At 73.9% G+C, this 16,762-nt stretch carries 18 protein-coding genes; 9 read left to right on the forward strand and 9 right to left on the reverse strand.

Annotated elements, in window-relative coordinates; translation table 11 throughout:
• Positions 1-50 precede the first annotated feature (50 nt).
• Positions 51-1,097 carry a glycerophosphodiester phosphodiesterase family protein gene (locus MODMU_RS24400; RefSeq protein WP_014743077.1) on the forward strand — a complete coding sequence of 349 codons (1,047 nt, stop codon included), beginning with the start codon at positions 51-53 and terminating at the stop codon, positions 1,095-1,097.
• A 276-nt stretch (positions 1,098-1,373) separates the two neighbouring features.
• Here the strand turns inward: MODMU_RS24400 and MODMU_RS24405 are convergent, their stop codons facing one another.
• Complete coding sequence (locus MODMU_RS24405; RefSeq protein WP_041797603.1) at positions 1,374-2,660, reverse strand: adenylosuccinate synthase; 1,287 nt, start codon at positions 2,658-2,660, stop codon at positions 1,374-1,376.
• A 64-nt stretch (positions 2,661-2,724) separates the two neighbouring features.
• Here MODMU_RS24405 and MODMU_RS24410 point away from each other — a divergent pair, with 64 nt between their 5' ends.
• The 3 genes from MODMU_RS24410 (at position 2,725) to MODMU_RS24420 (ending at position 5,340) form a co-directional block, all read left to right on the forward strand.
• A complete protein-coding gene (locus MODMU_RS24410; protein WP_014743079.1) occupies positions 2,725-3,342 on the forward strand; it encodes a hypothetical protein in 618 nt (205 codons plus the stop codon).
• A 100-nt stretch (positions 3,343-3,442) separates the two neighbouring features.
• Positions 3,443-4,516, forward strand: a complete 1,074-nt coding sequence (locus MODMU_RS24415; RefSeq protein ID WP_014743080.1) for an ABC transporter permease — start codon at positions 3,443-3,445, stop codon at positions 4,514-4,516.
• A complete protein-coding gene (locus MODMU_RS24420) occupies positions 4,513-5,340 on the forward strand; it encodes an ATP-binding cassette domain-containing protein (RefSeq protein ID WP_014743081.1) in 828 nt (275 codons plus the stop codon). Before MODMU_RS24415 ends, MODMU_RS24420 begins: the two co-directional genes overlap by 4 nt.
• A gap of 23 nt (positions 5,341-5,363) precedes the next feature.
• Here the strand turns inward: MODMU_RS24420 and MODMU_RS28800 are convergent, their stop codons facing one another.
• The 4 genes from MODMU_RS28800 to MODMU_RS24435 all read right to left on the reverse strand — a co-directional run bounded on the left by MODMU_RS28800 (position 5,364) and on the right by MODMU_RS24435 (position 8,566).
• Positions 5,364-5,507, reverse strand: coding sequence for a GPGG-motif small membrane protein (locus MODMU_RS28800; RefSeq protein WP_014743082.1), 144 nt, complete (start codon positions 5,505-5,507; stop codon positions 5,364-5,366).
• Positions 5,508-5,629: 122 nt separating this feature from the next.
• Positions 5,630-6,031: a DUF3151 domain-containing protein gene (locus tag MODMU_RS24425; RefSeq protein WP_014743083.1), complete on the reverse strand. Its 402-nt coding sequence runs from the start codon at positions 6,029-6,031 to the stop codon at positions 5,630-5,632.
• 1 nt (position 6,032) lies between these two features.
• Positions 6,033-7,061, reverse strand: coding sequence for a class II fructose-bisphosphate aldolase (fbaA, locus tag MODMU_RS24430; protein WP_014743084.1), 1,029 nt, complete (start codon positions 7,059-7,061; stop codon positions 6,033-6,035).
• An 89-nt stretch (positions 7,062-7,150) separates the two neighbouring features.
• A complete protein-coding gene (locus MODMU_RS24435; RefSeq protein ID WP_231851718.1) occupies positions 7,151-8,566 on the reverse strand; it encodes an FAD-binding oxidoreductase in 1,416 nt (471 codons plus the stop codon).
• 83 nt (positions 8,567-8,649) lie between these two features.
• Between MODMU_RS24435 and MODMU_RS24440 the strand changes: the two genes are divergently transcribed.
• Positions 8,650-9,297, forward strand: a complete 648-nt coding sequence (locus MODMU_RS24440) for a DedA family protein (RefSeq protein WP_014743086.1) — start codon at positions 8,650-8,652, stop codon at positions 9,295-9,297.
• 96 nt (positions 9,298-9,393) lie between these two features.
• On the opposite strand, the gene pyrE is transcribed toward MODMU_RS24440, so the two are convergent.
• Together pyrE and MODMU_RS24450 are read right to left on the reverse strand one after the other, a co-directional pair.
• On the reverse strand, positions 9,394-9,948 hold the full coding sequence (gene pyrE, locus MODMU_RS24445; RefSeq protein ID WP_014743087.1) for an orotate phosphoribosyltransferase: 555 nt from the start codon (positions 9,946-9,948) through the stop codon (positions 9,394-9,396).
• 23 nt (positions 9,949-9,971) lie between these two features.
• The gene (locus tag MODMU_RS24450) at positions 9,972-10,649 is read right to left on the reverse strand and encodes a fasciclin domain-containing protein (protein ID WP_014743088.1); all 678 of its coding nucleotides are present in this window, start codon (positions 10,647-10,649) and stop codon (positions 9,972-9,974) included.
• A gap of 150 nt (positions 10,650-10,799) precedes the next feature.
• Here MODMU_RS24450 and MODMU_RS24455 point away from each other — a divergent pair, with 150 nt between their 5' ends.
• On the forward strand, positions 10,800-11,288 hold the full coding sequence (locus MODMU_RS24455; RefSeq protein WP_166503600.1) for a hypothetical protein: 489 nt from the start codon (positions 10,800-10,802) through the stop codon (positions 11,286-11,288).
• 6 nt (positions 11,289-11,294) lie between these two features.
• Here the strand turns inward: MODMU_RS24455 and MODMU_RS28960 are convergent, their stop codons facing one another.
• Positions 11,295-11,975, reverse strand: coding sequence for a DUF6264 family protein (locus tag MODMU_RS28960; RefSeq protein WP_014743090.1), 681 nt, complete (start codon positions 11,973-11,975; stop codon positions 11,295-11,297).
• Between the two features lie 167 nt (positions 11,976-12,142).
• Here MODMU_RS28960 and MODMU_RS27375 point away from each other — a divergent pair, with 167 nt between their 5' ends.
• Positions 12,143-12,703 (forward strand): DUF4190 domain-containing protein, encoded by a 561-nt coding sequence (locus MODMU_RS27375; protein WP_166503601.1) that lies wholly within the window; start codon positions 12,143-12,145, stop codon positions 12,701-12,703.
• Between the two features lie 54 nt (positions 12,704-12,757).
• Here the strand turns inward: MODMU_RS27375 and clpB are convergent, their stop codons facing one another.
• Positions 12,758-15,424 carry an ATP-dependent chaperone ClpB gene (gene clpB / locus MODMU_RS24470; protein ID WP_014743092.1) on the reverse strand — a complete coding sequence of 889 codons (2,667 nt, stop codon included), beginning with the start codon at positions 15,422-15,424 and terminating at the stop codon, positions 12,758-12,760.
• 178 nt (positions 15,425-15,602) lie between these two features.
• Here clpB and MODMU_RS24475 point away from each other — a divergent pair, with 178 nt between their 5' ends.
• Both MODMU_RS24475 and MODMU_RS24480 read left to right on the forward strand, forming a co-directional pair.
• Complete coding sequence (locus MODMU_RS24475; protein ID WP_014743093.1) at positions 15,603-16,064, forward strand: MarR family winged helix-turn-helix transcriptional regulator; 462 nt, start codon at positions 15,603-15,605, stop codon at positions 16,062-16,064.
• A gap of 171 nt (positions 16,065-16,235) precedes the next feature.
• Complete coding sequence (locus tag MODMU_RS24480) at positions 16,236-16,676, forward strand: OsmC family protein (protein ID WP_014743094.1); 441 nt, start codon at positions 16,236-16,238, stop codon at positions 16,674-16,676.
• The last annotated feature ends 86 nt before the right edge of the window (positions 16,677-16,762 follow it).

The following is a 16,762-nucleotide window of genomic DNA, read 5'->3' on the forward strand; positions in this document are numbered from 1 at the left end:
CGTCGGCGCGCGTTCTCCCCGATGACACGGAGTTGGGCTTCCCTGGAGCCATGCACGAGACCGGCCTGAAGGCCGTCGACTCGCCACGCCGGGAGCGCACCCCGCTCGTCATCGGCCACCGGGGAGCACCGAGCTACCGACCCGAGCACACCCGAGCCAGCTACGAGCTGGCCGTCGACCTGGGCGCCGACGTCGTCGAGGCCGACTTCGTCGTCAGCCGCGACGGCGTCCTGATCGCCCGGCACGAGAACGAGCTGTCCCGGTCCACCGACGTCGCAGCGCACCCGGAGTTCGCCGGCCGCCGGCGCACCCAGGAGGTGGACGGCGAGGAGCTCACCGGCTGGTTCACCGAGGACTTCACCCTCGCCGAGCTGCGCACCCTGGGCGCGGTCGAGCGGATGCCCGGGGTCCGGCCGCTGAACACCGCCTACGACGGCCGGTACGGCGTGCTGACCCTCGCCGAGGTCGTGGAGTTGGTGCGGGCCCGGTCCACCCCCACCCGGCGAGTCCGGCTGCAGGCCGAGCTGAAGGCCCCGGCGTGGTTCGCCGGCCAGGGCCTGCCGATGACCGAGCTGCTCGCCGCGGAGCTGGGCCGGCTGGACGCCCGGGGCGCCGACGGGCCGGTGGTGGTCATGGCGTTCGAGCCGCAGGCCCTGCGCGACCTGCGCGACGACCTCGGCACCCGGGGCACCCGGCTGGTGCAGCTGATCGAGGAGGAGGGGATCCAGGACGCGCTGGTCACCCCCGCCGGGCTGCGCGAGATCTCGACCTACGCCGACGGGATCGCCCCGCACAAGGGCCGGATCCTGCTCCACGGCGCCGACGGCACCCTCGTCGGCGTCTCCGACCTCATCACCCAGGCGCACCGGGCCGGGCTGACCGTCGAACCGTGGACGCTGCGCCCGGAGAACCTCTTCCTGCCCAGCCACCTGCGCCGCGGCACCGACCCGAGCGGCATCGGCGACGCCCAGACCGAGGCCCGGCTGCTGCTGGCCCTCGGTGTGGACAGCGTGATCACCGACGCCCCCGAGACCGCACACCGCGCCCGCGCCGAGCTCACCGCCGAGGCCATGGCCCCCATCCGCCCGAGGGTCTAGCGACCTCGAGAGGCGACCACGGCGTCGTCCGGAGGACGACTGTCGGGCGGCGTCGCGGGGGCCGGAGGCTCCCCGACCCCGACCGACCAAGCGGCTCAACGCAGGTCGGGACGGCTCCTGGCCGCGGTGCGGCCCGGAGGGTCGCCGTTGGCAACGACTGTCGGGCGGCGTCGCGGGGGCCGGAGGCTCCCCGACCCCGACCGACCCAACGGCTCAACGCAGGTCGGGGACCACTCCTGGCCGCGGTGCGACCCGGAGGGTCGCCATGCGCTCAGTTCAGATGAGGTCGTGCAGCACCACGTTCTCGTCGCGGCCGGGGCCGACGCCGATGACGCTGACCCGGGCGCCGGAGAGCTCCTCGAGCCGGCGGACGTAGGCCTGCGCGTTGGGCGGCAGGTCCTCGAAGCGGCGGCAGGCGGAGATGTCCTCGAACCAGCCGGGCATCTCCTCGTACACCGGAGTGGCGTGGTGGAACTCGGTCTGGGTCATCGGCATCTCGTCGTGCCGGACGCCGTCGACGTCGTAGGCCACGCAGATCGGCACCGTCTCCAGGCCGGAGAGGACGTCGAGCTTGGTGAGGAAGTAGTCGGTGATGCCGTTGACCCGGCTGGCGTAGCGGGCGACGACGGCGTCGAACCAGCCGCAGCGCCGGTCGCGGCCGGTGGTGACGCCGACCTCGCCGCCGTGCTTGCGGAGGTACTCACCCCACTGGTCGTGGAGCTCGGTCGGGAACGGGCCGGAACCGACGCGGGTCGTGTAGGCCTTGAGGATGCCGACCACGCGCTCGATGCGGGTCGGGCCGACGCCGGCGCCCACGGCCGCGCCCCCGGCGGTCGGGTTGGACGACGTCACGAACGGATAGGTGCCGTGGTCGACGTCCAGCAGGGTGCCCTGCGAGCCCTCCAGCAGCACCCACTCGCCGGCGTCGAGCGCCTTGCCCAGCATCAGCCGGGTGTCGACGATCCGCGGCTTGAGCGCCTCGGCGTAGGCCGCGTACTCCTCGACCACCTCGTCGACGTCGATCGCCTTGCGGTTGTAGACCTTGACCAGGACCTGGTTCTTCTCCATCAGCGTGCCCTCGAGCTTCTGCCGGAGGATGGAGAGGTCGAGCAGGTCGGCGACCCGGATGCCGTTGCGGGCCACCTTGTCGCCGTAGGCGGGGCCGATGCCGCGCCCGGTCGTGCCGATCTTGCGCTGGCCGAGGAACCGCTCGGTGACCCGGTCCAGGGCGCGGTGGTGCGGCATGATCAGGTGCGCGTCGGCGGAGATCACCAGGCGTGAGGTGTCCACACCGCGCTCCTCGAGGCCGGCCAGCTCGCCGATGAGCACCTCGGGGTCGATCACCACGCCGTTGCCGATGACCGGCGTGCAGCCCGGCGTCAGGATCCCCGACGGGATCAGGTGCAGCGCGTACCGCTCGCCGTCCGGGGTGATCACCGTGTGGCCGGCGTTGTTGCCGCCCTGGTAGCGCACGACGTAGGGCACGCGGCCACCGAGCAGGTCGGTGGCCTTGCCCTTGCCCTCGTCGCCCCACTGGGCACCGATCAGCACGACTGCCGGCATCGCTGCGATCTCCTCGTCCATCGACACCGGTCGTTCCCGGCGGGCCAGATGGCAGGGTATCGGCATGCCGGCACGACAGTTCGACCTGCGCGGCCTGGCACCGGGCCAGGGCCCCTCGAAGCGGCACGTGGCCTCGGTCGTCGACGGGGTCGACGAGGTCGTCGTGCAGGGGCCGGTGCAGGCGCTGGCCGCCGTCCTCAACCGGCTCTGGCGCACGGAGCGGCTGCCCGCGGTCCCGGTCGGCTGGGAGCCGGCCGACGACGCCGCCTCACGGGGCCTGGCCCGCGCCCTCGACCTGGGCAGCGGCGCGGAGCGGGAGCTCCCGCTGGTGCGCGACGACCACGGCGGGGTGCTGCTGGCCGCCGGCCGGGTGACGGCGCTCGGGGAGCAGCGCGCGGTGCTCAGCCGCCGCTTCGGGGCGCAGGCGTACGCCGACTCCACGCTGGTGGCCAACGGCCCCGTCACCCGGATCGACGTGCGCCCGGACTGGACGGCGGTCGACCGGATCTCGGTCGCGGTGGTGCAGCTCCCGCTGCGCCCGGTGCGGCGCACCACCGGACGCGCGCTGCAGATCGCCTCCGAGCCGGTGCAGGTCCTCCGGGACGGCGTCCCGTTCGACCGCGAGGTGACCAAGTGGACCTGGTACGCCGACGACCGGGTCCGCTGGCGCCTCCGCCCCTGACGGAGGACCCCGCCCGCCCGCGTGGACACTGGGAGGCACCCGCGCGCCCGAGGAGGCCTTCGCTGTCGTCGTCCTGTCGCCCGTCCGCCCGCTGCCGGGCGTGCTGCCGGTGAGTCCCGCGCGGCTGGCGCCCTTCGCGCCCGCGCCCACCGTGCCGCCCCGGTCGGCCGGGCGCCGGCTGCTCGACCGCCTGCTGGCCCGGCCGAGCGTGGGCGCGCTGCTCGGCGTCCTGTCCGTGGGCCTGTTCTTCGCCGTGCAGGCGCCCGGGCTGCTCAGCGCGGGCGGCGCGGCCACCGTCGTGGACATCGCGGCCCCGCTGGGCATCGGCGGGGTGGCGGTGGCCCTGCTGCTGGTCGCCGGGCAGTTCGACCTGTCGATCGGCGTGGTCGCGGTTAGCACCAGCCTGGTCACCGCGCTCCTGGTCACCGAGTCCGGGCTGGGCACCTGGCCGGCCCTGGTCGCCTCGCTCGCCGTCGCGCTGCTGATCGGCGCCGTCAACGGCCTGCTGGTGGTGACCACCGGGCTGCCGAGCTTCCTGGTCACGCTGGCCACCTTCCTGGTCCTGCAGGGGGCCTCGCTGTCGCTGTCGGCGGCCATCGCCGGCTCCTCCCGGGTCTCCGGCCTGGCCGGGGCGCCCGGCTGGGAGTCCGCCGTCGCGGTGTTCGGGTCGACCCTGCAGCTGGGCGACGGGCGGTTCCGGATCTCGCTGGTGTGGTGGCTGGTGGCGACGGCGCTGACCACCTGGCTGCTGTTCCGCACCCGGTTCGGCAACGCCGTCCTCGGCACCGGTGGCGCGCCGCGGGCCGCCCGCGAGCTCGGCGTCCCCGTTCGGCGCACCACCGTGCTGCTGTTCCTGGGCACCGCGGCCGCCGGCTGGCTGATCGGCACGCTGGGCCTGGTCCGGCTCGGTGGCGTGCAGGTCGACCCGGCACTCGGCTCGGAGATCGAGTTCATCGTCGTCGCCGTCATCGGCGGCTGCCTGCTGACCGGCGGGTACGGCTCGACGGTCGGCGCCTCGCTCGGCGCGCTGGTCTACGCGATCGCCCGGGAGGGCATCTCGCTGGCCGACTGGGACCCGCGGTGGTTCCAGGCGTTCCTCGGCCTGATGCTGCTGGTGGCGCTGCTGGCCAACGGCGTCGTCCGCCGCCGGCTGCGGGCGGTGCCCCGGTCGTGAGCACCGCGGTGGAGGTCGACGGGACGACGGAGGAGCGCACCCCGCCGGTGCTGGACCTGCGCGCGGTCACGGTGCGCTTCGGCAGCGTCCCGGCGCTGTCGCGGGTGTCCCTGGCGCTGCGCGCCGGCGAGGTGACCTGCGTGCTCGGCGAGAACGGCTCGGGCAAGTCCTCGCTGGTCGCGGTCGTCTCCGGGCTGCTGCGGCCCGTGGAGGGCGAGCTGCGCCTCGACGGGGTGCCGGTGCGCTTCCGGTCGCCGCAGCAGGCGCGCAGCCGGGGGATCGCCACGGTCTGGCAGGACCTGGCGGTCGCCCCGCTGATGTCGGTCTGGCGCAACTTCTTCCTGGGCGCCGAGCCGACCCGGGGCACCTGGCCGCTGCGCCGGCTGGACGTCGGCCGGGCCGAGGAGATCGCCGCGCAGGCGATGGCCCGGGTCGGCGTCGCCGGGCTGGACCCCGCCCAGCCGGCCAGCGCGCTGCAGGCCGGGGAGCGGCAGTGCCTGGCGATCGCCCGGGCCCTGCACTTCGGCGCCCGGGTGCTGGTCGTCGACGAGCCGACCGCCCCGATGACGATCGCCCAGCGGGCGCTGGTGCTGCAGTCGGTGGTCACCGCCCGCGACTCCGGGCTGGCGGTGCTGTTCGTGACGCACAACCCGCAGTACGCACACCTGGTGGGCGACCGGTTCCTGCTGCTGGGCGGCGGCCGGGTCGCCGGCGACCTGACCCGGGAGGACGTCGACGTCGAGGACCTGACCCGGCTGGTCGCCGGCGGCGACGAGCTGACCCGGCTCGGCGAGCAGCTGCGGGCGGCCCACCCCGACCGCTGAGAGCGCACGGGGTGGGCCGTCGTTCAGTTGAAGACGCTGACCCCGCCGGGGCCGACGAGCAGGCCGACGATGATCAGCACGATGCCCCACAGCAGCTGACCTCGGATGATCCCGACGATCCCAGCGATCACGAGCACGACCGCGAGGATCCACAACAGGGTGACCATGACACCGCCCCTTCCTACGAGGCGACGCCCGAGTGGCGTCGACCGGAGGAGGACGCTAGCGCCACCGCAGGTCCGCGGCACCTCGAAAGATCAAAAAAGGATGCCGGACCGGAACCTGCTGGTCAGGCGGCCAGCGACGGGTCGCAGTCGCGGAGCAGCTGGGTGCACCGGTCGTGCTCGTCGGTCTCGCCGATCCGCTCGGCGGCCTGGGCGAGCACGGTGACGCAGCGCAGGAAGCCGCGGTTGGGCTCGTGCGACCACGGCACCGGGCCGTAGCCCTTCCAGCCGTTGCGCCGCAGCGCGTCCAGCCCGCGGTGGTAGCCGGTGCGGGCGTAGGCGTAGGCCTCGATGGTGCGCTCGCCGCCGAGCGCGCCCTCGGCCAGCGCCGCCCAGGCGGCGCTGGACGTCGGGTGCGCGGCGGCCACCTCGGCCGGGTCGGTGCCGGACGCGAGCGCGGCGGTGCCGGGGTCGACCGGGAGCAGGGTGGCCGGGGGCTCGCCGAGGAGGTTGTGGGAGTGGGTCATGTCAGCCCGCCTGCGACTGGCCGGCGGACAGCAGGTCCTCGCAGGCCCGGACGACGCGGTCGGCCATGCTGCCCTCGGCCTCCTTCATGTACGTGCGCGGGTCGTACTGCTTCTTGACGCCGACCTCGCCGTCGACCTTCAGCACGCCGTCGTAGTTGCGGAACATGTGCCCGGCGATGGACCGGGTCAGCGCGTACTGGGTGTCGGTGTCGACGTTCATCTTCACCACGCCGTAGGAGATGGCCTCCCGGATGTCGGAGAGGTCCGACCCCGACCCGCCGTGGAAGACCAGGTTGAACGGCTTCTCCGCGGTGCCGAACTGCTCGGCGACGATCTCCTGACCGCGCTTGAGCACGTCGGGCCGGAGCTTGACGTTGCCGGGCTTGTAGACGCCGTGCACGTTGCCGAAGGTGGCGGCCAGCAGGTAGACGCCCTTCTCGCCGAACCCGAGGGCCTCCGCGGTGCGCACGAAGTCGCCGTCGGCGGTGTAGAGCTTCTCGTTGATCTCGTGGGCGACGCCGTCCTCCTCGCCGCCGACGACGCCGATCTCCAGCTCGAGGACGATCTTCGCGGCCGCGCACTTCTCGATGAGCTCCTGGGCGATCTCCAGGTTCTCGGTCAGCTCGATGGCCGAGCCGTCCCACATGTGCGACTGGAACAGCGGCTCCTGGCCGGCGTCGACCCGGTCCTTGGAGATGGCGATCAGCGGCCGGACGTAGCTGTCGAGCTTGTCCTTCGGGCAGTGGTCGGTGTGCAGCGCGACGTTGACCGGGTAGCGCTCGGCGACCACGTGGGCGAACTCGGCCAGCGCCACGGCACCGGTGACCATGTCCTTGACCCGGGTGCCGGAGCCGAACTCCGCACCGCCGGTGGAGAACTGGATGATGCCGTCGCTGCCGGCGTCGGCGAAGCCGCGCAGGGCGGCGTTGATGGTCTCGGACGAGGTGCAGTTGATCGCCGGGTAGGCGAAGCCGCCCTCCTTCGCCCGGTTGATCATGTCGGCGTAGACCTCGGGGGTCGCGATGGGCATGCGGTGCACTCCTGACGTCGGGACCAGCGGCTCTGCTCGGCGTCAGTATCCCGCCGCCGCCTCCGCGCGGACGGCCAGGGGCACCCCGTTCAGCCCGCGACGCCGGCGCCGGGGACCGGGCGGAACACCTTCCCGGGGTTGAGGATCCCGGCCGGGTCCAGTGCGTGCTTGACGGCCCGGTGCACCGAGAGCGAGACCGGGCCGATCTCCCGCTCCAGCCAGTCGGCCTTCAGCGCACCGACGCCGTGCTCGCCGGTGATGGTGCCGCCGAGGGACAACCCCAGCTCCAGGATGGCGTCGAACGCGGCGTAGGCCCAAGTGGTCTGGTCGGGGTCGCCCCCGTCGAAGACCACGGTGGGGTGCATGTTGCCGTCACCGGCGTGCCCGACGACGCCGATGACCAGCCCCGCGGTCGCCGCGATGCCCTCGCAGCCGTCGATGAAGGTGGCCACCTGCGAGCGGGGGACGGCGACGTCGTCGAGCAGCAGGCTGCTGCCCAGCCGCTCCAGCGCCGGCAGCGCCATCCGCCGGGCCGTCATGAGCAGGTCGCCCTCGGCGGGGTCGTCGGTGGAGTGCACGAAGTCCGCGCCGGCGGCCTCGCAGAGCTGGGTCAGCGCGGCGATCTCGGCGGCGGCGACCGCGCCCCCGCTGTCGGACTGGGCCAGCAGCAGCGCGGCGGCGTCCCGGTCGAGGTCGGCCTTCATCAGGTCGTCGACGGCGCGGATGCAGGTGCGGTCCATCACCTCGAGCATGCTGGGCACCAGCCCGCTGGTGACCACCTGCTCCACGACCTGGCCGGTCTGCGCGCTGGTGCCGAAGCTGGCGACCAGGGTCACCGGCGGCTGCGGGGCCGGCCGCAGCGCCAGGGTCGCCTCGGTGATCACCCCCAGGGTGCCCTCGGATCCGACGAACAGCCGGGTCAGGTCGTAGCCGGCCACGCCCTTGACCGTGCGCCGGCCGGTGCGCAGCACCCGCCCGTCGGCCAGCACGACCTCGAGGCCGAGCACGTAGTCGGCGGTGACGCCGTACTTCACGCAGCACAGCCCGCCGGAGTTCATGGCCAGGTTGCCGCCGAGGGTGCACCAGTCGTAGCTGGCCGGGTCCGGCGGGTAGAACAGCCCGTGCCCCCGGGCGGCGTCCCGCAGCGTCTTGTTGACCACCCCGGGCTGGACGACGGCGAGCCGGTCGGCGGCGGAGACCTCCAGGACGGCGTCCATCCGGGTGAGCACCAGGGTGATCCCGCCGTCGACGGCGTTGGCCGCGCCGACCAGGCCCGAGCCGGCGCCGCGGGGCACCACCGGCACCCCGTGCCGGGAGGCGAGCCGCAGGACGGCCGACACCTCCTCGGTGCTGCGCGGCAACGCCACCGCGGCCGGCAGGCCGGCCTCCACCAGCATCGCCTGGTCCCGCGCGTAGGCGGCGGTGACGTCGGGGTCGGTGAGCACGCTGTCCGGGCCCAGGGCGTCCTGCAGCTCGCGGACCCACGTCGTCGTGATTGCGGTCACCTGCGTCACGGTACGTCCCGTGCGTCACTCGCACGCCACGGCTGACAGGTCGACGGCGGCCGGGCCACGTACCTTGCCCCTCGATGGCGATCGAAGCGGCTCCGGCCTTCCTGGACACGACGCACCTGCTGAACACCTTCGGGTTGATCGGCCTGCTGCTCATCATCTTCGCCGAGACCGGCCTGCTGGTCGGGTTCTTCCTGCCGGGGGACTCGCTGCTGTTCACCGCCGGGCTGGTCTCCGCGGGCGGGCTGGCCGGGGTGACGCTCGCGCCGTTGTGGGTGCTGCTCGTGCTGCTGCCGCTGGTCGCGATCGCCGGCAACCTGACGGGCTACTGGATCGGCCACCGCGCCGGGCCGGCGGTGTTCAACAAGCCCAACTCACGCCTGTTCAAAGCCGAGTACGTCGAGCAGGCGCACGGCTTCTTCGCGAAGTACGGCGCCCGGACGATCGTGCTGGCCCGCTTCGTGCCCATCGTGCGGACCTTCGCCACGGTGATGGCCGGCGCCTCGCGGATGGACTTCCGGGTCTTCGCGCTCTACTCGGTCATCGGCGGGATCGCCTGGGCCGGCGGCGTCACCGCGCTGGGCCACTGGCTCGGCCAGGTCGACGTCATCCGCGAGCACATCGAGGCCTTCGCCATCCTGATCGTGGTGCTCTCGCTGATCCCGGTGGCCGTCGAGCTGCTCCGCGCCCGCCGCACCAACCGCAGAGGCACCACCACCGCCTGACGGCCCCGCGCGCAGGCACCGGCCGACGCAGGCATAGGAACCTCCACCCCCGGTCCGAGGCCCAGAACCGGGTGCATAGGTTCCTATGCCTGCGCGTCAGGCGAGGTCGAGGTCGGCCAGGGTGAAGGCGGCGCGGTACTCGAAGCCGGCGGCCTCGACCGCGGCCCGGCCCCCGCGGTCGACGATGACGGCGATCGCGACCACCTCCGCGCCGGCCTCCTGCAGCGCTTCGGCGGCGGTCAGCGGGCTGCCGCCGGTGGTCGACACGTCCTCCACGACGAGCACCGCCCGGCCCTCGACGTCCGGGCCCTCGATCCGGCGCTGCAGCCCGTGGGCCTTGCCCTCCTTGCGCACCACGCAGGCGTCCAGGAACCCGGCACCGTCGGCCGCGGCGTGCAGCATCGCGGTGGCGACCGGGTCCGCGCCCAGGGTGAGGCCCCCGACGACGTCGTAGCGCAGGTCGCCGGTGAGCTGCCGCATCACCCGGCCCACGAGCGGGGCGCCCTCGTGGTGCAGCGTCAGCCGGCGCATGTCGATGTACCAGTCGGCCTCCCGGCCCGAGGACAGCGTCACCTTCCCGTGCACCACGGCGAGGGAGACGATCAGCTCGCGCAGCCGGTCGCGGTCGGGGTGTGCCGGGGCAGCCGTCATGGCGGAGACCTTAACGACGGCGCTCAGCCGGCCGGGGCGAGCACCTGGTCGATGACGTAGAGGGTGGCGTTCGCCGTCGGCACGTTGCCGCAGACGACGGTGGCCTGCACGGCGGCGGGGGCGGTCTGGTCCGCGGTGAGCGTGGGCGTCACGGCCGGTCCGGCGACGGTGACCTGGTCCCCGTTCAGCGTGGTGTGCTCGCCGACGAGCTGGTCGGGCGTCAGCCGGCCGGGGAGCACGTGGTGGGTGATCAGCGTCGTCAGCCGCGGGACGTCGGTGAGCAGCGCCGGCACCGCGTCGGGCCCGAGCGCCGCGAAGGCGGCGTCCGAGGGCGCCAGCAGCGTCACGTCCTCACGGGTGTTGACCACGTCGACGAGGTTGGCCGCGATGATCGCCTGGGTCAGCGTGCTCAGCTGCGGCACCGTGCTCACGGCGATCCCCACCGGCACGGTGGCGATGACGGCGGCGCTCCCGGGCCCCGCGGCGGGGAAGACGGCGCAGCCGGCCCCGATCGGCCCCTGGACCGGCGCGGCCGACGACGGTGCGGCGGCCGACGCCGAGCTCGCCGCCGTGCCGCTGGCCGCACTGACGGTGTCGCTGCCGTCGGCGGAGGTGCACGCCGTCAGCCCGGCCAGCAGGACCGGGACGGCGCCACCGAGGGCGAGGCGGACGGTGGCGCGGGACAGCCGGGCGGCCTTCACGGGGGTCTCCTCCTGCTCCGGGGGCCGCTGGCGGCAGCGGCACCGTGCGCACCGGCGATCGGTGCCGTTGGCCGTCGAGCATGGCATCCCGCTGCCCCGCCGACCGGGAACGTCCGCCACGGCGGGCGCCGGGCGTGCCACCCTGGCGCGGTGAGCGACCCCCTGCCGCCCCGGTCCGCGAGCGGTCCCGCCGGTACGGGTCCGGCGATGCCGGTGTCGGCGCGGGTGGCCGTCGGCGTGCTCACCGGCCTGGCGGTGCTGCTCCTGCTGAGCGCGGTGGTCACCGTGTCGGCCTGGGACGCCGTGGTCGACGCCCTCGTCGAGGGGCGGTCCGGCTCGTCGCGGTCCGGGGCCGAGCAGGCGGTCCGGGTCAACCTGGCCCAGTCCGTCGTCTTCGGCCTCGCGACGGCCGTGGCGGCGGTCTTCCTGGCGCGCGGCCGGAGCTGGGCACGCTGGACCGGTCTCGCCGCGACCGCCGCCCTCGGGCTGGTCACGCTGGTCGGCATCGTGCTCGCCGGCGGCCTCGCGGTGACCTCGCAGCTGGTCCTGGTGCTGTGCGTCGCAGCCGTCGCGAGCCTGCTCACCCGGACGACGGCTGCGTGGACCCGGTCGGGCCCACGCAGCCGCGCCGCGCGCTGACCGGGGTCAGTACCGGTTCCGGCGCTGCCCCTCGGCCCGGTACCACTCGTTGGACGGCTTGAGCGCCAGCAGCACGATCCCGGCGATGCACAGCAGCAGTTGCAGCACGCCGAGCAGCGCCAGGAACCCGTTGCCGTTGCCGAGCCCGACCAGGCCGGACAGCACGCTGAGCCCGCCGAGCACCCACAGCACGATCCGCGCCCAGTTCCGCCCCTGCCAGGCGTACCAGAGCACCAGCAGGTAGGCGGCCAGGAAGAGCAGCCCGATGACCGCGCCGACCGTCACCCCGGCACGGACGCTGTCCGGGCTGACGCCTGCCTGCCGCGCCGCGTCGTCGACCAGCGAGTTGAAGTCGGCGAAGGTGACGATCGAGCCCAGCAGCCCGAGCAGCGTGTTGGCCAGGAACGCGTAGATGCCCAGCTTCACGGTCGACGGCCGGGCGGTCGGCGCGGGCGGCGGCCCGCCCCACCCGCCGCCCTGCGGGGCGGCCGGGTAGCCGTAGCCGGGCTGCTGGCCGTACTGCGGCGGCTGCCCGTACTGGGGCTGGCCGTACTGCTGGCCCTGCGGCGGCTGCCCGTACGGCGGCTGCTGGCCGTACGGGGGCTGCTGGCCGTAGGGCGGCTGCTGCCCGTAGGGCGGCTCCTGCCCGGAGCCGCCCTGTCGCGGGTCCTGCGGTCCTGACGTCATGACGTCATGACGTCATGACGTCATGACGCTCCTCGGATCACCTCGGCACACGGACACCGGTGATCATCGAGCATGGTGGGTCGGCCGTGGCGCACGCCACCCGACGGGGTGAGGGCCGGCCGCGCCGCCCTGCCGGGCGGCAGGTCGCCCCCTACGCTCCGGCGATCATGACGACGCCTCCTGGTACGCCGCCTGACCCCTCCCGCTCCGACGACGACCGCCCCGGCCAGCCCGGCTCCCCGTTCTCCCCGTACCCGGACCCGCCGCAGGGATCGACCGCCGGCGGGCAGTACGGACAGCCCGGCCAGTGGGGCCAGCCCGGCCAGCAGCCCGGGCAGTACGGCCAGCCCGCGCCGTACGGCCAGCCCGGTCAGTACGACCAGTACGACCAGCCGAAGAGGTCCAACGGCCTCGGCATCGCCGCGCTGGTGCTCGGCATCCTGTCCCTGCCGGCGGCGTTCTTCGCCGGCGTCCCCGGCATCGTCCTGGGGCTGATCGCGATCATCCTCGGCATCGTGGCGCTGCGCCGGGTCAAGGCCGGCCGGGCCGACAGCCGGGGGATGCCGATCGCCGGCATCGTCACCGGCGTGATCGGGTTGGTGCTCGGGATCATCGTCCTGGCGGCCACGGTGTTCTTCGTCCGGACCGCCGGTGACTGCCTGAACGACCTCAACGAGACCGGCGACCAGGCCGCGTACGAGCAGTGCGTGCAGGACAGCGTCGACTGATCCGCGCGGCCCGGCTCCACCGCTGCCAGAGCGGTGGAGCCGGGCCTGCCGGGGTCAGTCGCCGGTCGCGCTGATCGCCCGGGCGACGGTGGCCACCGGGGCCTGGTCGGCGCCGGCGCCGGCCGGCTCGACCCGGGTGACGCTCAGCTGACCGTCGCCGGTGGTGACGTCACCGGGCCAGTCGACGAGGACCTGGTCGCCGTCCCGCACCTCGCCGGACAGCAGCGCCCGGGCGAGCTGGTCGCCGATCGCGGACTGCACCAGCCGGCGCAGCGGGCGGGCGCCGTAGACCGGGTCGAAGCCGTTGAGCGCCAGCCAGTCCCGCGCCGAGTCGGTGACCGTCAGCGTCAGCCGGCGGGCGGCCAGCCGCCGGGCCAGCACCCGGACCTGGATGTCGACGATCCCGGCGAGCTCCTCGGAGCCCAGCGCCCGGAACGTGACGACGTCGTCGAGCCGGTTGAGGAACTCCGGCTTGAAGTGCGCCCGCACGATGTCCTGCACCGCCCGGTTCCTCTGCTCCTCCGGCACCGACTGGTCGGCGATGACCTGCGAGCCGAGATTGGAGGTGAGCACCAGGATCACGTTGCGGAAGTCGACTGTGCGGCCCTGGCCGTCGGTCAGCCGGCCGTCGTCGAGCACCTGCAGCAGCACGTCGAAGACGTCGGGGTGGGCCTTCTCCACCTCGTCGAAGAGCACGACCGTGTACGGGCGGCGGCGCACCGCCTCGGTGAGCTGCCCGCCCGCCTCGTAGCCGACGTAGCCGGGCGGGGCACCGACCAGCCGGGCCACCGAGTGCTTCTCGGAGTACTCGCTCATGTCGATGCGGACCATGGCCCGCTCGTCGTCGAAGAGGAACTCCGCGAGCGCCTTGGCCAGCTCGGTCTTGCCGACACCGGTGGGGCCGAGGAACAGGAACGAACCGGTCGGCCGGTCGGGGTCGGAGACCCCGGACCGGGCGCGGCGGACGGCGTCGGACACGGCGCGGACGGCGTCGGGCTGACCGACGACCCGCTTGCCGAGCTCCTCCTCCATCCGCAGCAGCTTCTGCGTCTCGCCCTCGAGGAGCCGGCCGGCCGGGATGCCGGTCCAGGCCTGCACGACCTCGGCGATGTCGTCCGGGCCGACCTCCTCCTTGAGCATCGACTCGCGGTCGGCGGCCGAGGCCTCGGCCGCGGCGAGGTCGCGCTCCAGCTGCGGGAGCCGGCCGTAGCGCAGCTCCGCGACGCGGGCGAGGTCGCCGTCCCGCTCGGCCCGCTCGGCCTCCAGCCGGAACTGCTCGAGCTCCTCCTTGACCTGCTGGATGCGACCGATCGCGCCCTTGTCCTGCTGCCAGCGCGCGGTCAGCTCGGCGAGCTCCTCCCGCCGGTCGGCCAGGTCGGTGCGCAGCGTGGCCAGCCGCGCGGCGGTCGCCTCGTCGTCCTCCTTGGCCAGCGCCATCTCCTCGATCTCGAGCCGGCGGACGACCCGCTCCACCTCGTCGACCTCGACCGGGCGGCTGTCGATCTCCATCCGCAGCCGGCTGGCGGCCTCGTCGACCAGGTCGATGGCCTTGTCGGGGAGGAAACGGGCGGTGACGTAGCGGTCGGAGAGCGTGGCGGCGGCGACGATCGCGGCGTCGGTGATCCGGACGCCGTGGTGCACCTCGTAGCGCTCCTTGAGGCCGCGCAGGATGCCGATCGTGTCCTCGACCGTGGGCTCGCCGACGAAGACCTGCTGGAAGCGGCGCTCGAGGGCGGGGTCCTTCTCGATGTGCTCGCGGAACTCGTCCAGCGTGGTCGCGCCGACCATCCGCAGCTCGCCGCGGGCCAGCATCGGCTTGATCATGTTGCCGGCGTCCATGGCGGAGTCGCCGCTGGCACCGGCGCCGACGATGGTGTGCAGCTCGTCGATGAAGGTGACGACCTGCCCCTCGGCCTCGGTGATCTCCTGCAGCACGGCCTTGAGCCGCTCCTCGAACTCGCCGCGGTACTTCGCGCCGGCGACCATCGAGGCGAGGTCGAGCGCCATGAGGCGCTTGCCCTTCAGGCTCTCCGGGACGTCGCCGGCCACCATCCGCTGGGCCAGGCCCTCGACGATCGCGGTCTTGCCGACGCCGGGCTCCCCGATCAGCACCGGGTTGTTCTTGGTCCGCCGGGAGAGCACCTGCACGACCCGGCGGATCTCCGCGTCGCGCCCGATCACCGGGTCCATCCGGCCCTCGCGGGCGCGGGCGGTGAGGTCGACGGCGTACTTCTCCAGCGCCTGGAAGGTGCTCTCCGGGTCGGGGCTGGTGACCTTGCGGTTGCCGCGCACGGTGCGGAAGGCGGCCAGCAGCGCGTCCCGGGTGGCGCCGGCCCCGGTGAGCAGGGCGCCGGCCTCCCCGGCGGTGGTGGCCAGCCCGACCAGCAGGTGCTCGGTCGAGACGTACTCGTCGCCGAGCGCGCCGGCCTGCTCGCCGGCCGCGTTGATCGCCATCAGCAGCTCGCGGGACGGCGACGGGGCGGGCACGGTCGAGCCGCTGACGCTCGGCATCCGGCGGAGCGCGGCGTCGGCCTTGGCCCGGACGTCGGCGGGGTCGGCGCCGGTCGCCTGCAGCAGCGGGCCGGCGATGCCGTCGGCCTGCTCGAGCAGCGCGACCAGCAGGTGCAGGGGCTCGAGGGCGGCCTGGCCGCGGTCGACGGCCAGCCGCTGGGCGGCGGCGATGGCCTCCTGCGAACGGGTGGTGAGCTTGCTCTGCGCCATGGTCGGTGCGGGTGTCCTCTCCGGGTCGTGCAGGGACTGTCGGCAGGTCCAACGACGCCGGAGTTGAGTCTGTTCCGCTCAACCCTCGGCCGTCCAGTGCGACACGACCCGGTTGTGATCTGCACACCACGTGGTGAGGCGGGAGGCCCCGAGACCGATCGCGTCCTACTCTGTGGACATGACGGACACACCGTCGCCGAGCGTGGCTCTCGACGACCAGCTCTGCTTCGCCCTGTACGCGGCCTCCCGCGCCGTCACCGCTCGCTACCGACCTCTGCTCGACGAGCTCGGCGTGACCTACCCGCAGTACCTCGTGCTCATGCTGCTGTGGGAGGAGGACGGGCAGACCGTGGGCCAGCTCGGCTCCCGGCTCGCCCTGGACTCCGGCACCCTCTCCCCCCTGCTCAAGCGGCTGACCGCCGCCGGCCTGGTCACCCGGCACCGCCGCGCCGACGACGAGCGCTCGGTCTCGGTGCGGCTGACCGACGCCGGCCGGGCCCTGCAGGGCCCGGCGTGCGCCATCTCCGGGCACATGATCGACGCCCTCGCGCTGTCCACGGACGAGTTCGCCGAGCTCAAGGGCCAGCTCCGGACCATCACCGACCGGGTCTCCGACACCCCGCAGCCCGCCAAGGCCTGAAGAAGGACCCCCTCGCCCCCCACCGCTCGCAGGCTCGCGGCGGGGCCCTGCGAGGGGGCCGTCGGGCCGGGTGGCGGGAACATCGGCTGCCGGGAACGGTTGTGCCCCACAGGTCGGGTGACCGACCGCGCCGCACCCGCGGCGCGGGCCACCCGCCGACGAGGAGGTCCGATGCCCACCCGCACCGCGCGCACCGCATGGAACGGTTCCCTGCAGGAGGGTTCCGGCCAGGTCGAGCTGTCCAGCTCCAAGGTCGGCACCTACGACGTCAGCTTCCCCAAGCGCGCTGCCGACGACGCCGGCGGTACCACCAGCCCCGAGGAGCTCATCGCCGCGGCGCACTCCGCCTGCTTCGCGATGCAGCTCTCGGCGATCGTCGGTGAGGCCGGCGGCACGGTGGAGAGCCTCGAGGTCTCCGCGGACGTCTCCCTCGGCCCGGACAAGGACAACGGCGGCTTCAAGCTGACCGGCATCGCGCTCACCGTCCGCGGCGAGGTCGACGGCCTCGACGCCGACGGCTTCGTCAAGGCCGCCCAGGACGCCAAGGTCGGCTGCCCGGTGAGCAAGGCCCTGACCGGCGTCGACATCACGCTGGACGCCGCGCTCGCGTGAGAAAGGACCCCCTTCCCCCCACGCCTCGCAAGCTCGACGCGGGGCCTTGAAGGGGGCCTGACGACGAAGGCCCGCTCCCCCGTCGG

It is taken from the genome of Modestobacter italicus, from assembly GCF_000306785.1.
Lineage (GTDB): Bacteria > Actinomycetota > Actinomycetes > Mycobacteriales > Geodermatophilaceae > Modestobacter > Modestobacter italicus.

Excerpts from the sequence above, each read along its gene's own strand:
- MODMU_RS24400 (WP_014743077.1), top strand. The coding sequence starts at position 51 with ATGCACGAGACCGGCCTGAAGGCCGTCGACTCGCCACGCCGGGAGCGC.
- MODMU_RS24405 (WP_041797603.1), bottom strand. The coding sequence starts at position 2,660 with ATGCCGGCAGTCGTGCTGATCGGTGCCCAGTGGGGCGACGAGGGCAAG.
- MODMU_RS24410 (WP_014743079.1), top strand. The coding sequence starts at position 2,725 with ATGCCGGCACGACAGTTCGACCTGCGCGGCCTGGCACCGGGCCAGGGC.
- MODMU_RS28800 (WP_014743082.1), bottom strand. The coding sequence starts at position 5,507 with ATGGTCACCCTGTTGTGGATCCTCGCGGTCGTGCTCGTGATCGCTGGG.
- MODMU_RS24425 (WP_014743083.1), bottom strand. The coding sequence starts at position 6,031 with ATGACCCACTCCCACAACCTCCTCGGCGAGCCCCCGGCCACCCTGCTC.
- fbaA (WP_014743084.1), bottom strand. The coding sequence starts at position 7,061 with ATGCCCATCGCGACCCCCGAGGTCTACGCCGACATGATCAACCGGGCG.
- MODMU_RS24440 (WP_014743086.1), top strand. The coding sequence starts at position 8,650 with ATGGCGATCGAAGCGGCTCCGGCCTTCCTGGACACGACGCACCTGCTG.
- pyrE (WP_014743087.1), bottom strand. The coding sequence starts at position 9,948 with ATGACGGCTGCCCCGGCACACCCCGACCGCGACCGGCTGCGCGAGCTG.
- MODMU_RS28960 (WP_014743090.1), bottom strand. The coding sequence starts at position 11,975 with ATGACGTCAGGACCGCAGGACCCGCGACAGGGCGGCTCCGGGCAGGAG.
- MODMU_RS27375 (WP_166503601.1), top strand. The coding sequence starts at position 12,143 with ATGACGACGCCTCCTGGTACGCCGCCTGACCCCTCCCGCTCCGACGAC.
- clpB (WP_014743092.1), bottom strand. The coding sequence starts at position 15,424 with ATGGCGCAGAGCAAGCTCACCACCCGTTCGCAGGAGGCCATCGCCGCC.
- MODMU_RS24475 (WP_014743093.1), top strand. The coding sequence starts at position 15,603 with ATGACGGACACACCGTCGCCGAGCGTGGCTCTCGACGACCAGCTCTGC.
- MODMU_RS24480 (WP_014743094.1), top strand. The coding sequence starts at position 16,236 with ATGCCCACCCGCACCGCGCGCACCGCATGGAACGGTTCCCTGCAGGAG.